This window comes from Kitasatospora sp. NPDC032757 (genome assembly GCF_055579305.1).
Genome location: NZ_JBVINN010000045.1, coordinates 14341 through 32366 on the forward strand (window position 1 = coordinate 14341; position 18026 = coordinate 32366).

At 73.9% G+C, this 18026-nt stretch carries 16 protein-coding genes; 6 read left to right on the plus strand and 10 right to left on the minus strand.

Going from position 1 to position 18026, the window contains the following annotated elements; all coding sequences use genetic code 11:
* Positions 1-27: 27 nt before the first annotated feature.
* On the plus strand, positions 28-474 hold the full coding sequence (locus tag ACZ5WK_RS33625) for a hypothetical protein (protein ID WP_396325725.1): 447 nt from the start codon (positions 28-30) through the stop codon (positions 472-474).
* Between the two features lie 141 nt (positions 475-615).
* Here ACZ5WK_RS33625 and ACZ5WK_RS33630 read toward each other — a convergent pair whose 3' ends face one another.
* Positions 616-1818: a cytochrome P450 gene (locus ACZ5WK_RS33630; protein WP_465553259.1), complete on the minus strand. Its 1203-nt coding sequence runs from the start codon at positions 1816-1818 to the stop codon at positions 616-618.
* 76 nt (positions 1819-1894) lie between these two features.
* On the minus strand, positions 1895-2956 hold the full coding sequence (locus ACZ5WK_RS33635; RefSeq protein WP_465553261.1) for a methyltransferase: 1062 nt from the start codon (positions 2954-2956) through the stop codon (positions 1895-1897).
* Positions 2957-3125: 169 nt separating this feature from the next.
* Here ACZ5WK_RS33635 and asnB point away from each other — a divergent pair, with 169 nt between their 5' ends.
* Positions 3126-4982, plus strand: a complete 1857-nt coding sequence (gene asnB / locus ACZ5WK_RS33640) for an asparagine synthase (glutamine-hydrolyzing) (protein ID WP_465553263.1) — start codon at positions 3126-3128, stop codon at positions 4980-4982.
* Between the two features lie 12 nt (positions 4983-4994).
* Positions 4995-5687: a class I SAM-dependent methyltransferase gene (locus ACZ5WK_RS33645; protein ID WP_396325721.1), complete on the plus strand. Its 693-nt coding sequence runs from the start codon at positions 4995-4997 to the stop codon at positions 5685-5687.
* Positions 5688-5754: 67 nt separating this feature from the next.
* On the opposite strand, the gene ACZ5WK_RS33650 is transcribed toward ACZ5WK_RS33645, so the two are convergent.
* From ACZ5WK_RS33650 to ACZ5WK_RS33685, 8 genes are all read right to left on the minus strand, one after another.
* Positions 5755-7347 carry an FAD-dependent monooxygenase gene (locus ACZ5WK_RS33650; RefSeq protein ID WP_465553266.1) on the minus strand — a complete coding sequence of 531 codons (1593 nt, stop codon included), beginning with the start codon at positions 7345-7347 and terminating at the stop codon, positions 5755-5757.
* Positions 7348-7352: 5 nt separating this feature from the next.
* Positions 7353-8093 carry a TenA family protein gene (locus ACZ5WK_RS33655; protein ID WP_465553268.1) on the minus strand — a complete coding sequence of 247 codons (741 nt, stop codon included), beginning with the start codon at positions 8091-8093 and terminating at the stop codon, positions 7353-7355.
* A gap of 127 nt (positions 8094-8220) precedes the next feature.
* On the minus strand, positions 8221-9072 hold the full coding sequence (locus tag ACZ5WK_RS33660; RefSeq protein WP_465553270.1) for an NAD(P)H-binding protein: 852 nt from the start codon (positions 9070-9072) through the stop codon (positions 8221-8223).
* A complete protein-coding gene (locus tag ACZ5WK_RS33665; protein WP_465553272.1) occupies positions 9069-10283 on the minus strand; it encodes an FAD-dependent monooxygenase in 1215 nt (404 codons plus the stop codon). The genes ACZ5WK_RS33660 and ACZ5WK_RS33665 overlap by 4 nt, the downstream gene beginning before the upstream one ends.
* Positions 10280-11137, minus strand: a complete 858-nt coding sequence (locus ACZ5WK_RS33670; protein WP_465553274.1) for an LLM class flavin-dependent oxidoreductase — start codon at positions 11135-11137, stop codon at positions 10280-10282. The genes ACZ5WK_RS33665 and ACZ5WK_RS33670 overlap by 4 nt, the downstream gene beginning before the upstream one ends.
* A 31-nt stretch (positions 11138-11168) precedes the next feature.
* The gene (locus ACZ5WK_RS33675; RefSeq protein ID WP_465553276.1) at positions 11169-12518 is read right to left on the minus strand and encodes an FAD-dependent oxidoreductase; all 1350 of its coding nucleotides are present in this window, start codon (positions 12516-12518) and stop codon (positions 11169-11171) included.
* The gene (locus tag ACZ5WK_RS33680; RefSeq protein ID WP_465553278.1) at positions 12515-12766 is read right to left on the minus strand and encodes a ferredoxin; all 252 of its coding nucleotides are present in this window, start codon (positions 12764-12766) and stop codon (positions 12515-12517) included. Before ACZ5WK_RS33680 ends, ACZ5WK_RS33675 begins: the two co-directional genes overlap by 4 nt.
* 5 nt (positions 12767-12771) lie before the next feature.
* Positions 12772-13890, minus strand: a complete 1119-nt coding sequence (locus ACZ5WK_RS33685; protein WP_465553280.1) for a cytochrome P450 — start codon at positions 13888-13890, stop codon at positions 12772-12774.
* 272 nt (positions 13891-14162) lie between these two features.
* On the opposite strand from ACZ5WK_RS33685, the gene ACZ5WK_RS33690 reads away from it, so the two are divergent.
* From ACZ5WK_RS33690 to ACZ5WK_RS33700, 3 genes are all read left to right on the plus strand, one after another.
* Positions 14163-15191, plus strand: a complete 1029-nt coding sequence (locus ACZ5WK_RS33690) for a methyltransferase (RefSeq protein ID WP_465553282.1) — start codon at positions 14163-14165, stop codon at positions 15189-15191.
* A 205-nt stretch (positions 15192-15396) separates the two neighbouring features.
* Complete coding sequence (locus ACZ5WK_RS33695) at positions 15397-16899, plus strand: MFS transporter (protein ID WP_465553284.1); 1503 nt, start codon at positions 15397-15399, stop codon at positions 16897-16899.
* A 114-nt stretch (positions 16900-17013) separates the two neighbouring features.
* On the plus strand, positions 17014-18024 hold the full coding sequence (locus ACZ5WK_RS33700) for a methyltransferase (RefSeq protein WP_465553286.1): 1011 nt from the start codon (positions 17014-17016) through the stop codon (positions 18022-18024).
* The last annotated feature ends 2 nt before the right edge of the window (positions 18025-18026 follow it).

Below are 18026 nucleotides of genomic sequence, written 5' to 3' on the forward strand. Positions count from 1 at the left end.
TCACCCGGACAGGAAGGACCCACCGAGATGACCGCCACCGAGCGCATCCTCGCCGACCACACCGTGACCAAGCGGCTGGGCAACTGGACCGGCGCGGACAGCTTCGACGTCCGCGGCCGCGACGCCAGCATCGTCCTCGACCTCCGCTCCCCGGACGTCCCGGACGACCTCCAGTTCCACCTCGACCTGCACCGGACCACCGTCAAGCTGCTGGTCTCCGACGGCGACACCCTCGACCACTGGGACGTGACCTGGCCCGCCAAGGGCCGGCTCAAGGACGCCCAGGGCCCGACCGGCAAGACCGGCCGCCGGATCCACCTGTACGGCACCGCCGTCAACAGCGAGATCCGGGTCCACCGCGGCGGCGTCGCGATCGTCTCGGCGATGCTCTCCCGGGAGTACCTGGACGACGCGCTGGCCGCCCGCCGCGAGGGCCGGCACACCACCGTCGACGACCCGTCGCGCGCGGTCTGACGGCATGCCGAAGGCCGGCCCGTGGCGGGAGGGGATGCCACGGACCGGCCTCGAATCGGCGTGCGGAACTGCCTGGGGAACGGCGGAACGGCGTTGCGGAACTGCCTGCGGAACAGCGGAACGGCCGGAGGGAACGGCGTACTACCAGGTGACGGGAAGCTCGTGCGCCCCGTGGAACACCTTGGACTCGCCGGCCGTGCGGACCTTCTCGGCCGGCACCGCGAGCCGCAGGTCCGGCAGCCGGCGCAGCAGCGCGCGGAACGCCAGCTTCATCTCCACCCGCGCCAGCTGGGCGCCCAGGCACTGGTGGACGCCGTGGCCGAACGCCAGGTGCGGCGCCTGCGCCCGGGTCAGGTCCAGCCGGTCGGGGTCCGGGTACTGCTCCGGATCCCGGTTGGCGGCGGCCAGCGAGACGATCAGCGTCTCGCCGGCCCGGACGGTCCGGCCCCCCACCTCGAGGTCGGCGCGCGCCGTCCGGGTCAGCCCGAACTGGACGATCGTCAGGTAGCGCAGCAACTCCTCCACCGCGCCGTCCAGCAAGGACTCGTCACTGCGCAGCAGCTCCGCCTGCTCCGGGTGGCTCAGCAGCGCGAACGCCCCGAGGCCGAGCATGTTGGCCGTCGTCTCCAGCCCGGCGATCAGCAGCAGGGCCGCGATGCCCACCACCTCGTCGTCCTCGAGCGGGGTGTCACCGTGCAGCAGATCGCTCAGGATGTCGTCGCGACGGTCGGACCGCCGCTCGCGGACCAGGTCGGCCAGCCCGCCGTAGAGGCCGTCCCGGGCCTCCCGCAGCGGATCCTCGGCGACGTCGAGCGAGAGCATGGTGAGGATCCACCGCTGGTAGTCCGGCCGCTGGTGCTCCGGAATGCCCAGCATGCCGGTGATCACCCGGGTCGGAACGGGCTGGGCGAACCACTCGACCAGGTCGGCGGGCGCGCCGTGCGCGATCATCGCGTCCAGCTGCTCGTCGATGATCCGTTCCAGTTCCGGGGTGATCTCGCGGCACCGCTTGCGGGTGAAGTAGCGGCTCACCAGGCGCCGGTAGCGACTCTGCTCCGGCGGGTCCAGCGCCGAGAAAACCCCGGGCGGGACGTCCAGTTCATCCTCGGGGAGCGGCAGTTCGGTGGCCGGCGTGACCTGGATCAGTGGCGGACTGGTCCTCGGGTCGGCGAGCGCGGCGCGGACGTCGTCGTACCGGGTGGCCAGCCAGCCGACCCGGCCGCCGGGCAGCCGGAGCCGGCTCACCGGCCGCTCGGCGCGCAGCCTCGCGTACTCCTCGGGCGGGTCGAACGGGCACCCCCGCCGCGACGGCAGGGTCATCGGGTCGGGAAGCGGTCTCTCCATCAGCACACCTGTGTCTCGAATCGGCCGGCTCAAGGGGCCGGACGCGTCTCAAGGGCCTCGTCCGGTCGGCCCGCCGTCAGACCGGCCGGTACTCCAGCAGCGCGACGTCGCCGGGGACCGGCTCGTTGGCGCGCGCGAACCCGGCCGCACCGGCGATCCGGTCCCACTCCGCCAGACCCCGCTCGCGGCCGCCGAGCACGGCCAGCGACTCGACGTCGATCAGCTTGCCCACGTCCCACTCCCCCGGGCCGCGCAGCAGGTTCTCCACGATCAGCAGCCGGGCGTCGCCCTCGCCGACGGCGGCGCGGACGGAACGCAGGATCAGCTCGGCCTTGGCGTTGTCCCAGTTGTGCAGGGTGTTCTTGATGAAGTAGGCGTCACAGCCGCCCGGCACCTCCACGAAGAAGTCCGTCGGCACCACGCTGATCCGGTCGCCCACCCCCGATCCGTCCAGCACCTCCTTGGCCTCGGCGACGGTGTGCGGCTGGTCGGCCAGCACACCGGTGGTGCCGGGGAAGCGCCGGAGCAGCTCGACCAGGAAGTGGCCGCGGCCGCCGCCCACGTCGGCGATCCGGCGGAACCGGCCGAAGTCGAACTCGTCGAAGATCCGGTCGGTGCCCGGGTAGCGGTTCTGCAGCATCGCCCGGTCCAGCACCGCGGCCTTGTCCGGATTGGCCTGGGTGTACTCGTAGAACGGCGCTCCGAAGGCCTCGACGAACGCGGCCTCGCCCGTCCGCAGGGAGTGCGCGACGTTCTCGTACGGGCGCCAGAGCATCGGGTCCGAGGCGAACAGGAACATGTCCCGGATACCGCCCTCGGCGTCCGAGACCAGGCCCTCGGAGACCGGCCGCAGCGCGAACCGGCCCTCCCGGTCCTCGTCCAGGACACCGGCGGCGGCGACGGCCCGCAGGACGCGGTAGAGCGCGTCGGCGTCGGTGCCGGTGGCCGCGCTCAGCTCGGCCGCCGTGCGCGGGCCGCCGGCCAGCGCGTCCGGCACGCCGACCTCGACGATCGCGCGCAGCGCGCCGATCGCCCACTTCGCATAGATGAATCCGAGTACCTGCTGGCGCGGTGGCAGGCCCTGGTCGAACCAGCCGGCCATGCCCGGGGTCTCGGGTGTGCTGCCCTGCGCGTTCATCGTCGTACACCTCTCGGTCGGCGCTCCGGCCGCCCCAGAGTCCGGCCGCCCGCTCGAAGCGGCGTCGCGCAGCGGTCGAGCGCCGGACGGGTCCACCGGCGGTCGAGGGGTTCTCGAAGCGCCGCCCGCACGCTGCCGGGGCTACCCCTACCGACGGAAGGAGACGCCCGTGTGCGGTATCACCGGCTGGGTGGACTTCGGGCAGGACCTCGCACAGCGGCGGCCCGTACTACGGGCGATGACCGCGGCGCTGGCCGACCGTGGTGTCGACGGCGAAGGCCTCTGGCTGGGCGGCGCCGCCGCCCTCGGTCACACCCGTACGGCCGTCATCGACCTCGACGGCGGCGCGCAGCCGCTGGCCGCCGAGGAGGACGGCCGGACGGCCGCCGTGATCGTCCACAACGGCGAGATCTACAACTTCCGGCAGCTGCGCGACGAACTGACGGCCCGCGGCCGCCGGTTCCGCACCCGCTCCGACACCGAGGTGGCCCTCCAGGCGTACCTGGAGTGGGGGCCCTCCTTCGCCGAACGGCTGGAGGGCATCTTCGCGTTCGCCATCTGGGACGTACGCCGGAACGAACTGGTGCTGGTCCGGGACCGGTTGGGCGTCAAGCCGCTCTTCTACGCCGAACTGCCCCAGGGCGTGCTGTTCGGCTCCGAGCCGAAGGCGCTGCTGGCGCACCCGCAGATCCGCCCCGTGGTGGACGGCGACGGGCTGCGCGAGCTGTTCTCGGTCGCCAAGCAGCCCGGCCGGGCGGTCTTCCGCGACATGCGGGAGCTGCTCCCCGGCCACACCCTGACGATCGGCCGCGGCGGCGCCCGGCTGCGCCCCTACTGGACGCTGACCGCCCGCCCGCACACCGACGACCTCAAGGACACCGTCGCCACCGTGCGCGACCTGCTGCACGACATCGTGTCGCGCGAACTGGTCGCCGACGTGCCGCTGTGCACCGCGCTCTCCGGCGGCCTGGACTCCAGCACCGTCACCGCGATCGCGGCCGGCCTGCGCCGGGACCGGGACGGCGAGCGCACGCGCACCTTCGTGACCACCTTCGACGACTACGTCGAGCGATTCCAACGCGACGACGTCCGCTTCTCCCCGGACGAGCCCTACGCGATCGAGGTCGCCCGGCACGTCGACTCCGACCACGTCAACATCCGGCTGGACCCGAAGACCCTGATGGACCGCCGGACCAGGCTCGACGTGGTGCTGGCCCAGGACGGCCCCTCCACCCTCGGGGACATGGACACCTCCAACTACCTCACCTCGCGCGAGATCAAGCGGCACTCCACGGTGGCGCTGGTCGGCGAGGTGGCCGACGAGATCTTCGGCGGCTACAACTGGATGTTCAAGCCCGAGTGCATCGCCGCCGACACGTTCCCGTGGGTGGTCAACGAGGGCCTGCACCCCAGCAACCGGGGCGGCCAGGGCCGTGACCTCTTCGGCACCGGCTTCCTCGACAAGCTGGACATGGCCGGCCACTACGCCGACACCTACCGCGAGGCGGCCGCACAGGCCCCGCACCAGGACGGCGAGAGCCCCGAGGAACACCGGATGCGCACCATCGGCTACCTCACCCTGACCCGGTGGCTGCCGATGCTGCTGGACCGCGGCGACCGGCTCTCCATGGCGAACGGCCTGGAACTGCGGGTGCCCTACGCCGACCACCGGCTGGTCGAGTACCTCTACAACACGCCGTGGAGCCTCAAGACCCACGACGGCCGGGAGAAGTCCCTCCTGCGGGACGTCGCCCGCGACCTGCTGCCCGTCTCGGTCCTGGAGCGCAAGAAGAGCCCGTGGCCGGTCACCCAGGACCCGGCGTACACCCGGATGCTGCACGCCGAACTGGCCGCGCTGGTCGCCGACGACAGCGCGCCGATCCTGCCCTACCTCAACCTCGACGCGGTGCGGCGCACCCTGGCCGCGCCCGGTGAGGCGCACGACTGGCCGAGCCGGATGCACCTGGAGATGGCGCTGCAGTTCAACACCTGGCTCACGCACTACGACATCGAGCTGGCGCTCTGAATGGAGACCGAGATGACCGACCCCGCCGGCGGCCCGATCGCCGACGAACGCCTGGACCCGCGGATCGCGCACGCCCAGGAGGTGTACACCAAGGGCAAGCTGGCCATCTACGACAAGTGGGTGCTCGGTCTGTTCTGCTCGGCGGTCTGGCGCTGCCCGGCGCACGTGATGCGCCGGCTGTACGACACCGAGGCCGGCCGGCGGCACCTGGACATCGGCCCCGGCACCGGCTACTTCGTGGACCGCTGCGAGTTCCCCGTCCCCGACCCGGAGATCACCCTGCTCGACCTGAGCGAGGAGTGCCTGACCATGTCGGCCCAGCGGCTGGCCCGCTACCGGCCGCGGACCTGCCAGGCCAACCTGATGAACCGGCTGCCGCTGCCCAAGGGGCACTTCGACTCGGCGGCGATGAACCTGGTCTTCCACACCATCCCCGGCGGCTGGGACACCAAGGGCGTCATCCTCGGGCACGTCGCCGAGACGCTGCGGCCCGGCGGGGTGCTCTTCGGCACCACCGTGCTCGCCGAGGGGGTGCCGATGAACCGCTTCACCCACAAGCTGCTGCTGGAACAGCACCGGCGCGGCAACTTCCAGAACCAGGGCGACGACCCGCAGGGCCTGGAGCGCCAGCTCGCCAAGTACTTCCCGGACTACACGGTGCGGATCCGGGGCGCGGTCGCGGTCTTCAAGGGCATCGCCGGCTGACGGCGCCCACGCCGAAGGCGCCGGCCCCCGGAAGGGGACCGGCGCCTTCGGCGTCCGCCGGGCCGGATCAGGCCTTGGCGGACAGCACCTCGCGCAGCGCACCGGCCAGCGCGGCCGCCGGATCGGCCGGCAGCTCCTCGCTGCGCCAGGCCACGTACCCGTCGGGGCGGACCAGCACCGCGCCGCCGTGCCCGAGCCGGTAGCGGGCGGCCCAGTTGGCCTCGACGTCGACCAGGTCGGCACCGGCCGAGGCGGGACCGACCCGGTAGGCCCGCACCGGGACGGACGTGTGCGCCGACGCCTCCGCCGCCGCCCGCGTCCACTCGTTCCCGGCCGGGCCGGTGACCAGCGTGAACGCGTCGTGGAAGAGGTCGTGCACGCCGATCCGGCGGCCCTCGTGGTCCAGCCACAGGTGCGGTGCCCGGGAGCCGGGCCGCGCCCGCTGCTCCACCTGCTCGCCGATCACACCGGTGTGCTCGGCCCCCAGCGTCGCCGAGGAGCTGTACAGCTGCGCCAGGATGCACAGCGTCGGCTCCAGCGGGTCCTCCTGCGGGGTGGGCCCGAAGCGGGACTCCTGGCTGCGCACCGTGAGGTCCGCCAGTTCGACCGCCACCGCGCGCCGCTCGGCCTCGTAGCTGTCGAGCAGCGCGTCACCGGCCTGGCCCTTGACCACCGCGGCGAGCTTCCAGGCCAGGTTGTGCGCGTCCTGGACGGCCGAGTTGGCGCCCAGCGCGCCGGCCGGCGGCCAGACGTGCGCGGCGTCGCCGACCAGGAAGACCCGGCCCGCCCGGTAGGCGTCGGCGACCGCCACCGCCTCCTCCCAGGCGGCCTTGTCCAGCACCTCGACCGGCTGGTCCCGGCCGATCAGCGCCTTCGCGGCCTCGGCGCACCGCTCGACGGTGTAGTCCTCCGGGGACTCCACCGCCGGGTCGTAGGTGAGCGCCACGCCCCACTGGCCGGGCACCGCGTGCGTCACGAAGCCGCCCGACGCGCCCGCCCCGCCGATGATCCAGAACAGCGCGGTCTTCGTCATCAGGTCCGACAGGTCGGCCTTGATCACGAAGGAGACGTAGGAGCGGATCGCTCCGCGGCCGGAGCGGGCGATGCCCACCTGCTCCCGGATGGTGCCCCGGTAACCGTCGCAGGCGACCAGGTACTGGGCCCGCACCGTGCGCCGGTCGCCGGTCGCCCGGTCCTCGACCACCGCGGTGACGCCCTCGTCGTCCTGCTCGATCTCCACGCACTGGGTGTAGTGCCGGATCTCGGCGCCCTTCTCCCGGGCGGCGCCGGCCAGCACCGGCTCCACGGTGCTCTGGTCGGCCATGCCGAACTCGCCCGCGGTGAACTCGGGCAGCGCCCGCGGCGAGTCCTGCTGCATGATCCAGTTCCACTCGGAACTCAGGTTCGCGCAGCGCACCACGCCGGAGTCGGCGTCGAACGGCCGGCCGGCCTCCTTGACCAGCGGCTCGATGCCGAGCGGACGGTAGATCTCCATGGTGCGCGGGTTGATGCCGCGCGCACGGCCCTGGACGGCGACGCCAGCGTGCCGGTCGACCAGGAGGGAGCGCACGCCGTGGTGCGACAGGAACAGCGAGGTCGCCAGACCCGCGTACCCGCCGCCGACGATCAGTACGGGCACGGTGTCGTCGTAAGAGCTCACGTTCGTCATTTCCTTTCCGATGGGATTTCGGCCCAGCTCTGCAACTGCCAGGCCGCCTCGCAGAAGGCCAGCTCGTAGCGCGCGCCGTGCAGAAAGCTGTCCACGAGGACGGACACCTCGGCGCCGGACGCCCGGCGGCCGAAGTCGTCGATCACCCCCAGGTAGGCCTCCACGTAGCCGTGGAAACCGTCCTCCGGGCAGTACTGGTCGATCCACTCGGCGTAGCGGGCCCCGGGGACCGCCCGCGCCCGCAGATCGAGGCACACCTTCTGGTGGAACCAGATCATCGGCAGCAGACCGCCGAGGCCGGCGGCGTACGAGGCCGTCGAGACGGAGGTCAGGAACGACGTCTGCGCCAGCGTCGCCGGTCCGATGCCGCGCACCGGCCCGAAGCCCCCGAACCGCTCGGCGAGCGCGGTCAGTTCGCGGTCCATCCGGGTGAGCGACCCGAAGGTCGCGGCGGCGGCCCCGGCGAGCAGCTCACCCGCTCCGGCCGGCTCCGCCAGGGCTGCCGTCCGCGCCAGCGCCCGCGCGTACGCGGGCACGGCCCAGTGGAAGTCCTGCTCGGCGAAGTGCCACAGGACGGCCGGCGGGAGGCTCCCCTCCCGCAGCCCGGCCCAGAACGGATGCTCCACCACCTGCGTGACCAAGGGCTCGGCGCAGCGCCACAGTTGCTCCCGCAACGCCACCGGCACCGCCCCCGTCGTACCGCTCTCGCCAGCCGTCAGCGGATTCGTACCAGTCATCGTCAACCTCGAAACTCGACCATGGCGCTAGAGCGCCGCTTGAGCGGTCCTCGAGCCGCGCCGGGAGCCCCGCCCCGGCGGGGCGCGCCACCGGGCCGGCGGACCGCGGGACACCCGGGCGGTGCGGTCAACGGGTCGTGAACGCCGCCCGGTGGCGCGCCAGCCAGGCGTCGAAGGTGCCCGGCGGCCGGCCGGTGAGGTCCTGGACGGTGGGCAGCGGCGTGCCGCCCCGGGCCGGGTCCGGATCGGCCAGCGCGTCCAGCAGCCCGTCCGCGAAGGCGGGCGGCAGGCCGCCGCCGGTCATCGCCTCGAAGGCGGCCCGCCGGGGCGCCTCGACGTACCGCAGCGGGTGCCCGAGCAGCGCGGAGAGCCGCTCCGCCTGCTGCGGCGCGGTCAGGGCCTGCGGCCCGGTGAGCCGGTAGACCCGGCCGCCGTGGCCGGCGGTGGTCAGGCAGACCACCGCCGCCGCCGCGACGTCCGCCGGGTCGACGACCGCCCTCGGGACACCGCCGTACGTCTGGTGGACGGCCCGTTCGGCCAGCACCGAGCCCCGCCACTGCAGGACGTTGGACATGAAGCCGGCCGCGCGCAGCGCCGTCCACTCGGCGCCCGTCCGGGCGAAGTCCCGTTCGGCCGTGGCGTGGGCGAGCCCGTAGGAGCCCGCCGCCGGGCGGTCCGCCGCCACCGAGGAGAGCTTGACCACCCGGCGGACCGGGCGGCGGCGCAGTTCGGCGGCGAGCAGGGCCTCGTGGCGCGGGGCGTCCGGCCCGGCCGTCAGGACGAAGAGGGCGTCGACGCCGTCGAGCGCCGCCCGCACCGACTCCGGCCGGTCCAGGTCCCCCTCGGCCACCTCCACGCCGGGGCCCAGGCCCGCCCGGGCGGCGTCGCGAGTGAAGGCCCGGACGGGCCGCCCGGCGGCGGCCAGGCCGGCCGTCACCAGCCGGCCCACCGTGCCGGTCGCACCGGTGACCAGGATCATCGCGGTTCGCCTCCCGCCACGGGCGTCCGCCCCGGGACCGCCGGCGGGTGCCACCCGCCGACCGCGGCCAGGCCCCGCTGGCTCTCCCGGGGCTCGGCGCGGCGCAGGCCCGCGTTGCGCCGGAGCAGCCGCCAGCGGCTCTCGGTGAGTTTGAACTCGCCCATCCGGCGGGAGGATTCGGCGATCGACTGGGACCGCGGGCGGCGCTGCGCGTCGTACTCCGCCAGCGCCGCACCGGGATCGTCGGCGCCGGCGAGCAGCGCGCTGAGCACGGCCGCGTCCTCCAGCGCCTGGCAGGCGCCCTGGCCGAGGTCGGAGGTCATCGCGTGGGCCGCGTCGCCGAGCAGGGCGACCCGCCCGCGGACGTAGCCGGGCAGCGGCCGGGCGAGTTCGAAGACGTCGTGGTGGAGCACCCGGCCGGGCGGGGTGGCCCTGATGAGCCGCGGGATCGGCCGGTGCCAGGAGCCGAAGCGCCGGGCCACCTCCGCGTGGTTGTCCGGGTAGCGGGCTCCCTCGGGGGTGTTGGCGACGGCGAACCAGTAGACGCGGTCCGGGCCGAGCGGCATCCGGCCGAACTCCAGGCCGCGCCCCCAGGTGCTGCCGCCCGGCTCACCGCCGCCGTCCACGCCCTCCGCGATGCCGCGCCAGACGCTGTGCCCGCTGTAGACGGGCGGCGGCACCTGCGGCCAGAGCTCGGCGCGGATCCGGCTGAACGCCCCGTCGGCGGCGATCACCACGTCGCCGGCGGCGGTCCGTTCGCCGTGCGGGGTGCGGTAGACGGCGGCGGCGCCGTCCCCGAGGCCGACCACGCCGGTGACCTCCGCGCCGGTGTGCAGCGCGCCGTCCGGGAGGGCCGCGCGCAGTGCGCCGTGCAGCTCGGGCCTGGTCAGCACGGCCAGCGAGAGGCCGTGCTCCCGCAGGAAGTCCGGGTCGGCGGGCGGCTGGAGGCGGCGCCCGGAAGCGAGCCGCAGGCCCTCGCCGCCGGGCGCCATGGTGGCCGCCGTGCGCAGGACGTCCCCGGCGCCGAGTGCGGTCAGGGCGCGCTGGGCGTTGCTGAGCAGGGAGAGCCCCGCGCCCGACTCACGCGGCTCGGGGGCGCGTTCCAGGACGGTGACGTGCCATCCGGCCCGGTGGAGGCCGACGGCGGCGGCGAGGCCGCCGATGCCGCCGCCGACCACGACCGCGGTGCGGCCGGTCCGGGCGGACGTCACCGCAGGACCGCCTCGGCGAGCAGGTCGAGCTGCCCCGGGTCCGCGGTGACGGGGAGCAGGAACAGTTCGTCGCAGCCGGCGGCGGTGTAGCCGTCGACGACGGCGCGCAGGGTCTCGGCCTCGGTGATCGCACCGGCCGCGAGGTGCTCGGCGAGCTTGCCCATGTAGGCGTAGTAACCGAGCATGTGCTCGCGGGCGTGCTCCTTGCCGCCGGGCCCGAGCGCCACGTAGCAGTTGGCGCCCATCCGGGGCGTGCCGGTGCGGCCCTCCTCGTCCCAGAGCGCGCGGAAGCCGGCCACCTGGTCGGCGAAGCGCTGCGGCGGGCCGCCGGGCGAGATCCAGCCGATGGCGTGGCGGGCGGCGCGGCGAAGGCCGGCCGGCGAGTGGCCGCCGCCCCAGAGCGGGATGTCGCCGTTGACCGGGCGGGGGCCGACGCCGGGGGTGGGGCCCTTGCCCGCCCAGATCTCGCGGAGCTCGTCGAGCATGGTGTCCAGCCGGCGGCCGCGGGTGGTGAAGTCGGTGCCGGTGGCGGCGTAGTCGTCCTCGCGCATGCCGGCCGAGACGCCGAGCACCAGGCGGCCCTCGGAGATCCGGTCCAGGCTGGCGAGCTGCTTGGCGAGTTCGACGGAGCTGGGCCGGTAGGCGGGCAGCAGGATGGCGGTGACCAGCTTGATCCGGGTGGTGACCGCCGCGGCGGCGGAGAGCGCCACCAGCGGGTCGTAGCTGTCGTACACCACGCGGTCGGTGACGGTCAGGCTGGAGAAGCCGAGGCTGTCGGCGCGGCGCGCGTACTCGACCAGTTGGCTTCCGGCGGCGCCGGGCACGCCGGTCGGCAGGCAAACCCCGATGTCCACTGTTGTTCTCCTCTGGCTGTGGGCGGGCGGGTCAGTCGTCCCGGTCCGCGCTGCGGTAGGCGTGCATGGCGTCGGCCATCCGCTGTCTGCGGGCCGGCACCCTGGCGGTGAGGGCGAGTTGGGCGCGAAGCCCGGCGAGCACCAGGCGGCCGAGGTAGGGGCGGTGGATCGGCTGGTCCCCGCCGGTCTGCCGTTTGGAGGCCAGTACGGCGTCGAAGCCGTACCGGATCATCCTGGTCTCGTAGCCGCGGACGGCGTCGTGCAGGCTGAGCCGGCCGTCGCGGAAGGCGGTGAGCTCACGGGTGAGCAGGGCGGCGTCGCGCAGCGCGGTGTTGGCGCCGACGCCCTGGCCGGGCGTCATGGTGTGGATGGCGTCGCCGAGCAGGGTGACGTTGCCGGTGGGCCACTGCGGGACCGGCACCGAGGTGCGGATGTTGATGGGGAAGCAGGTGCTCGGGTCGGCGCGGCGGAACAGCTCGCGCAGGTCCGGGTGCCAGCCGCGGGTCATCTCCAGGACGAGGCCGATCAGCTCCTTGCCGTCGAGCGTGAGCACGTCGGCGGGGAACTTGTCGGTCGCGGCCCAGAAGCCCCAGTTGAGGTAGTCCCGGGTGTTGTCGAAGAGCAGCCCCGGCCACTGGGCGACGAGTTCGGCGTCGTTGCCGCCGATCCCGTCCTTGGGCCGGCCCTCGCGGTCCCAGGGGAACTCCATGGTGTGCAGGATGCAGGTGTGGCCCTTGGGGGCGAGGACCAGGCCGATGCCCTGGCGGACCGGCTCCGGGAGCAGGGCCAGCGTCTCCGGGGTGGCGGGCACCTTGGCGGCGATCGAGATGATCCCGGCGTCCTCCACCCGGGCGTGCGGCAGGAACTGCCGGCGCACCCGGGAGCCCGCGCCGTCGGCGGCGACCAGGAGGTCCCCGGTGTCCTCGTCGCCGCCCTCGAAGTGGGCGGTGATCCGGCCGTCCGGCCGCTGCTCGTAGCGGGTGAAGGCGTGGTCGAAGGTGACCACGTCCTCCATGCCGGTGAAGAGCACCTGACGCAGCGTCATCCGGCTGACCGAGCGCTCGCCGCTCTCCTCGTCGACGGCGGGACGCACCGGCAGGTCGATGCTGGTGCGCAGCTTCTCGGTGAGCATCACGAAGTGGCCCGGCGGACGGGCGCAGGTGGCCTTGAAGGTCTCGTACAGCTCGGGGGCCAGCAGCCGCTTCAGTGCGGTGCTGCCGTCCGGGCCGATGCCGACCCGGTAGCCGTGCAGGCCGGCCGAGCGGGTGCGGTCGCGTTCGTGGACGGCGACCTCGAAGCCCGCCCGGCGCAGGCCGTGGGCCAGTGCCATGCCGCCGGTTCCGGCGCCGATGACCAGGACCTTGAACGGTGCCGCGGTCACCTCGCCCCACCGCCCCCGGGGCCCGTTCCGTCCTCGTCGTCCACGCCGGGCCCCTCGACCCGGATCGAGCGGGTCGGGCAGCCGCGCCGTGCGCGCAGCAGCTCCCGGCGCAGCCCGTCCGGCGGCGTCCCGTCCAGGACCACGACACGGCCCTCGGCGTCCTGGTCGAACACCTCGGGGAGCCGGTAGACGCACAGGCTGCTGGTGACGCAGCTCTCCCGGTCGGCGGTGACCCTCAGCGTGCCCATCGCCGTCACCAGCTGACCGGGATCTCGGTGTACCCGGCGAGGAAGCCGCCCTCGGGGCGCTTCAGGTCCTCGCCGGGCACCGCGAGCCGCAGTCCGGGGAAGCGCCGCAGCAGCGCCTCGGTGGCCTCCTGGAGCTCCATCCGGGCGAGCGCGGCGCCGGCGCAGAAGTGGATGCCGGCGCCGAACGTCAGGTGGTGGTTGTCGGTGCGGCGGATGTCGAGGGTGAGCGGGTCCTCGAACTCCTCGGCGTCCATGTTGGCCTCCTGCGAGAGCAGCACGGTGGAGTCCTTGGGGATGACCGTGCCGTCGAGCAGTTCGATGTCCTCCTCGGCGTAGCGCAGGGTGCCGAGCGAGGTGCCCATCATCTGGTAGCGGAGCAGCTCCTCGACGGCGGAGGGCACCAGCGACAGGTCGGCCTTGAGGTCGGCGGTGACCTCGGGCCGGTGCAGCAGGACGGCCATCCCCGTGCCCAGCTGGGAGGCGGTGGTGACGTAGCCGGCGATGAGCAGGGTCTTGACCCAGTGCTGGAGCTGGTAGTCGGTGAGCTTCTCCGGGTCCTCGCGGCTGATCTCGATCAGCTCGCTGATCAGGTCGTCCCCGGGGGCGCTGCGCTTGGCCTCGATCAGCTCGGAGAGGTAGTCCCAGTACTGCCGGCGGCACTCGTCGACCTGGTCCTCCGGCAGCCGGGAGACGGAGAGGAAGCCGTCGATCAGGCGGCGGAACTTCGCGCGGTCCTGCGGGGGGACGCCGAGCATGTGGCAGATGACGAGGATCGGCAGCGGGTAGGCGAACGCCTCCATCAGCTCGGCCGGCCGCGGCCCGGCCTCCATGCCGTCCAGCAGCTCGGCGACGATCTGCTTCACCACCGGGCGCAGGGCCTCCAGCCGCCGGGCGCTGAACGCGCGCATCACCACGGCGCGTTCGGTGAGGTAGCGGGGCGGGTCGTTGTCGATGTTGGGGTCGCCGAACAGGTCGTTGCTGGCGGAGACCCGGGAGGCCCGGCCGAAGGTGTTGCGGCTGAGCCGCACGTCCGCGAAGAGCCGTCGGACGTCCTTGTAGCGGGTGACCAGCAGGGCGGGCTCGCCGCTGGGCAGCTCGATCTCCAGCAGCGGCCGCTCGCGCAAGGTCGTCCACGACGCCGGGATCTCCGGTGCCGGGGCCCACGCAAGGGGATACCCGACGGGGCACGACTCGGTCATGGCTGAACCGCCCTCTCCTGCACGATTGTTCGGACCGGGCCAGCGTGCTGACAGGCCCTGGGGGGAGGCTCGAACGCCGGTCAAGCGGCGAGGTGACCGGGGGTGCTCCGACGGCGGCCCAGCGGCGGTCGAGCGGTCCTCCATCGGGCGCTGCCAGATTCCGGCCGGTATCTCCGAACGGAATCCAAGGGAGCGCTATGACCAGCCAGATCCCCACCCAGCCGGCGACCGCGGCGGAGTACCTGCCGCTGGCCTTCGGGTTCGCCCTGCACCAGATCGGCGCCACGGTGTCGAGTCTCGGCGTCCTGGCCGCGGTCGCCGAGCGGCCCCGTACGGCCGAGGAGCTGATCGAGGCCACCGGCGCCCACCCGCGCAGCCTGCGCCGGTTGCTGCACGCCGCCGTCAAGGCCGGGCTCCTCGCCCTGGACGGCGACGGCTACCGGGCCACCGCGGTGGCCGCGCACTTCGGCCCCCTCTCCGACATGCACTCCGCGCCGCCGGTGTGGCGGGCCTGGGAGGTGCTGGAGGAGTCGGTGCGCACCGGCCGGTCGGCCTTCGACATCGCCAACGGCGCGCCGCTGTTCGACCACTTCAAGACCGATCCGAAGCTGGCCGCCACCTTCCACGCCGCGATGACCGGCGGCAGCGACGTGCAGTCCCCGGCGATCGTCGACCACTTCGACTTCTCCCGGTTCGAGCACGCGGTGGACGTCGGCGGCGGGCGCGGGACCCTGCTGGCCGCCGTGCTGGGTGCCAACGCCGGTCTGCGCGGCACCGTGTTCGACACCGCGAACGGCGTGGTGGAGACCGCCGGGGTGCTCGCCGAGGCCGGCCTGCAGAGCCGCTACGGGATCACCGTCGGCTCGTTCTTCGAGTCCGTCCCCGCGGGCGGCGACGTCTACCTGCTGAAGAACATCCTGCACGACTGGAACGACGAGGAGTCGGTGCGGATCCTGGGCAACATCCGCGAGGTGCTGCCGGAGGGCGGCCGGGTCGTGGTGTTCTCCTCGGTCCTCTCCGAGGGCGGCGCGGACGAGGACCCGGCCGACGCGCTGGGCGCGGCCATCTCCGACATCGAGATGCTGGTGATGACCACCGGCCGGGAGCGCACCCTGGCCGAGTACCGGGCCCTGTTCGAGGCCGCCGGGCTGGAGCTGACCGCCGCCACCCCGCTGCCCTGCCCGTACCAGTACCACGCGCTGGAGGCCGCGCCCGCCGCGTCCTGACGGCCTCCCGGCGCCGCCCCACGCCGCGCCCCGCCCCTCACCGGGCGGGGCGCGGCCGTGCCGGGCGGCGGCCGGGCTGCTCGACCGCCGCCCTAGCCGGTCCTGCCAGCATCGCCCCGGTTGCGGGAGCCCCCGGAATCCGGCCCACGGCCCCTCCGGCGCCGACACCCGTGGGCCCGGCCAGCGGCGCCGGCGGAGGGACCACATGACGACTGCTTCCGAGGACGCCGAGGGCCTCGACCCGAGGCGCTGGCGCGCGGCGGTCTTCGTACTGGCCGCGATGGCGCTGGACCTGATCGACACCTCCATCGTGGTGGTGGCGCTGCCCGGGCTGCGGGACCGTCTGCACGCGGACGGCGCCGAGCTGCAGTGGGTGGTGGAGGCGTACACCCTGAGCTTCGCGCTCTGCCTGGTGACGGCCGGGCGGATCGGGGACCTGCTGGGCCGCAAGCGGGTCCTGCTGACCGGCATCGTGGTGTTCGTGGCCGCCTCGGTGGCCTGCGGCCTGGCGGCGGACCCGGCCATGCTGATCGCCTCGCGGGCGGTGCAGGGCGTGGGCGGCTCACTGGTGGTGACGCAGGGCCTGTCGACCTTTCAGGTGGCCTTCCCGGAGCGCGAACGGGCCCGGGTCTTCGGCCTGTTCGGCGCGCTCTCGGGGCTCGCGACGGTGCTCGGGCCGGTGCTCGGCGGGCTGCTGATCAACGCGGACCTCTTCGGCCTGTCCTGGCGGCCGATCTTCCTGATCAACGTGCCGGTCGGGCTGGTGGCCCTGCTGGGCGTCGCCCGCAACACCCGGGAGTCCCGGGCCCCGGACGCCCGCCGGCTGGACGTGCCGGGTGTGCTGCTGGTGACGGCAGCGCTGCTGGCGGTGCTCTACCCGCTGGTCGAGGGCCGGGAACTCGGCTGGCCCGGCTGGACGTTCGCCGCGATGGCCGGCTCCGTTCCGCTGTTCGTGCTGTTCGCCCGGTACGAGCGGGCCAAGCAGCGCCGGGACGGCTTCGCCCTCGTCCAGCCGGCGCTGTTCGCCGGCCGGCAGTTCACGGTGGGGCTGGTGCTGCTGCTCTTCTTCTTCGCCGGGGTCGCCGGGTTCTTCTTCCCGTTCACCTTCTACCTGCAGAGCGGCCTGGGGTTCTCCGCGGCCGGCGCCGGTCTGGCGCTGGTGCCGTACTCGCTCGGTGCGATGGCCACCTCCTCGTTCTCCCCGCTGGCGGTGAAGCGGCTGGGCCGCTCGGTGCTGAGCGGCGGCATCGTGGTGATGATCGCCGGCACCGTGGCGCTGCTGCTGACGGTCGGCCACTACGGCGCCGCCGTCTCCACGCCGGTGCTGGCGCCGTGGCTGGCCCTGACCGGGCTCGGGATGGGTCTGGTGGCCTCGCCGATGATCGGCCTGGTGCTGTCGGACGTCCCGCCCGAGGACGCCGGCTCCGCCTCCGGCATCCTCAACACCGTCAACCAGCTGGGCGCCGCGGCCGGGGTCGCGGTGCTCGGGGTGCTGTTCTTCGGGCTGCTCGGCGGCTCGGACCCGGCGGGCGCCGGAGCGGTGCGGTCCGCGTGGGCGCTCTCCCGGGTGCTCTGGTACGAGACCGGCATCCTCGCGGTGGCCCTGGCGCTGACCCTGCTGCTGCCGTCGGCGCCGGACGGCCCCCGCGGGGCCGACGCCGTGCCCGACGGCCTCCCGGAGCCGGCCGGAGCCCCGGGGGCGCCGTAGGCGCGCCCGCGGGACGGGGTGCCGCCCTGCCGAGGCCGGGTCGAGCCGTCCTCCATCCGGTCCTGCGAGATTCCCGTGCTCAGACCCGTCCCGGACGACAGAGGAGACCTGGCCATGACAACAACCGCATGGGACGTCGGAACGGCGGGCGGCATCCTGCGCCTCGGCAACCGGTTCTGCGACGCCAAGGCGCTGCTGACCGCCGTCCGCCTCGACCTCTTCACCCTGCTGGACGAAGGCCCCGCGAGCACCGAGGAGCTGCGCGACCGGCTCGGGCTGCACGGCCGGGGCCTCGCCGACCTGCTCGACCTGCTCACCGCGCTCGGCCTGCTGCACCGCGACGCCGGCCGCCGCTACCGCAACGCCGAGGGCGCCGACCGCCACCTGGTGGCCGGCCGCCCCGGCTCCGTCACCGGCTTCCTGCGCGGCTCCGACCTCAACCTCTACCCGGTGTACGGGCAGCTCGCCGAGGCCCTGCGCACCGGGCGGCCGCAGGGGTACACCGACTACCTCGGCATGCTCGAGGACCCGGTCGCCACCGGCCACTTCGCCCGGATGATGGACGGCCTCACGCAGGGGCTCGGGGTCCGGCTGCTCGACGCCCTGGACGGCACCGCGTTCGGCTCGGTGCTGGACGTCGGCGGCTGCCGGGGCCACCTGCTCGGGCAGCTCCTCGCCGCCCGGCCCGCCCTGACGGGCCACGTGTTCGACCTGCCGCAGCTGGAACCGTTCTTCCACGCCTACCAGGCCGAACTCGGGCTCACCGGCCGGTCCGCCTTCCACGCCGGCGACTTCTTCACCGACCCGCTGCCCTCGGCGGACGTGGTGATCCTCGGCCACGTCCTGCACGACTGGGACCAGGGGCAGCGGCAGCTGCTGCTGGACAAGGCGTTCGACGCGGTGAACCCGGGCGGCACCCTGCTGGTCTACGACCGGATGCTCGGTGAGCGGGCGGACGACACCGAGAACCTCGTCGCCAGCCTCAACATGCTGCTGGTCACCGACGGCGGCGCCGAGTACACCGTCGCCGAACTCCGGGAGCAGGCCGGGGCGGCCGGCTTCACCGGGCTCACCCAGCGGCCGCTGGCCGACTTCGACACGCTCCTGGTCTGCCGCAGGCCGTAGGA

Coding starts and splice junctions, on each gene's coding strand:
- ACZ5WK_RS33625 (WP_396325725.1), top strand. CDS start 28: ATGACCGCCACCGAGCGCATCCTCGCCGACCACACCGTGACCAAGCGG.
- ACZ5WK_RS33630 (WP_465553259.1), bottom strand. CDS start 1,818: ATGGAGAGACCGCTTCCCGACCCGATGACCCTGCCGTCGCGGCGGGGG.
- ACZ5WK_RS33635 (WP_465553261.1), bottom strand. CDS start 2,956: ATGAACGCGCAGGGCAGCACACCCGAGACCCCGGGCATGGCCGGCTGG.
- ACZ5WK_RS33645 (WP_396325721.1), top strand. CDS start 4,995: ATGACCGACCCCGCCGGCGGCCCGATCGCCGACGAACGCCTGGACCCG.
- ACZ5WK_RS33655 (WP_465553268.1), bottom strand. CDS start 8,093: ATGACTGGTACGAATCCGCTGACGGCTGGCGAGAGCGGTACGACGGGG.
- ACZ5WK_RS33660 (WP_465553270.1), bottom strand. CDS start 9,072: ATGATCCTGGTCACCGGTGCGACCGGCACGGTGGGCCGGCTGGTGACG.
- ACZ5WK_RS33680 (WP_465553278.1), bottom strand. CDS start 12,766: ATGGGCACGCTGAGGGTCACCGCCGACCGGGAGAGCTGCGTCACCAGC.
- ACZ5WK_RS33690 (WP_465553282.1), top strand. CDS start 14,163: ATGACCAGCCAGATCCCCACCCAGCCGGCGACCGCGGCGGAGTACCTG.
- ACZ5WK_RS33695 (WP_465553284.1), top strand. CDS start 15,397: ATGACGACTGCTTCCGAGGACGCCGAGGGCCTCGACCCGAGGCGCTGG.
- ACZ5WK_RS33700 (WP_465553286.1), top strand. CDS start 17,014: ATGACAACAACCGCATGGGACGTCGGAACGGCGGGCGGCATCCTGCGC.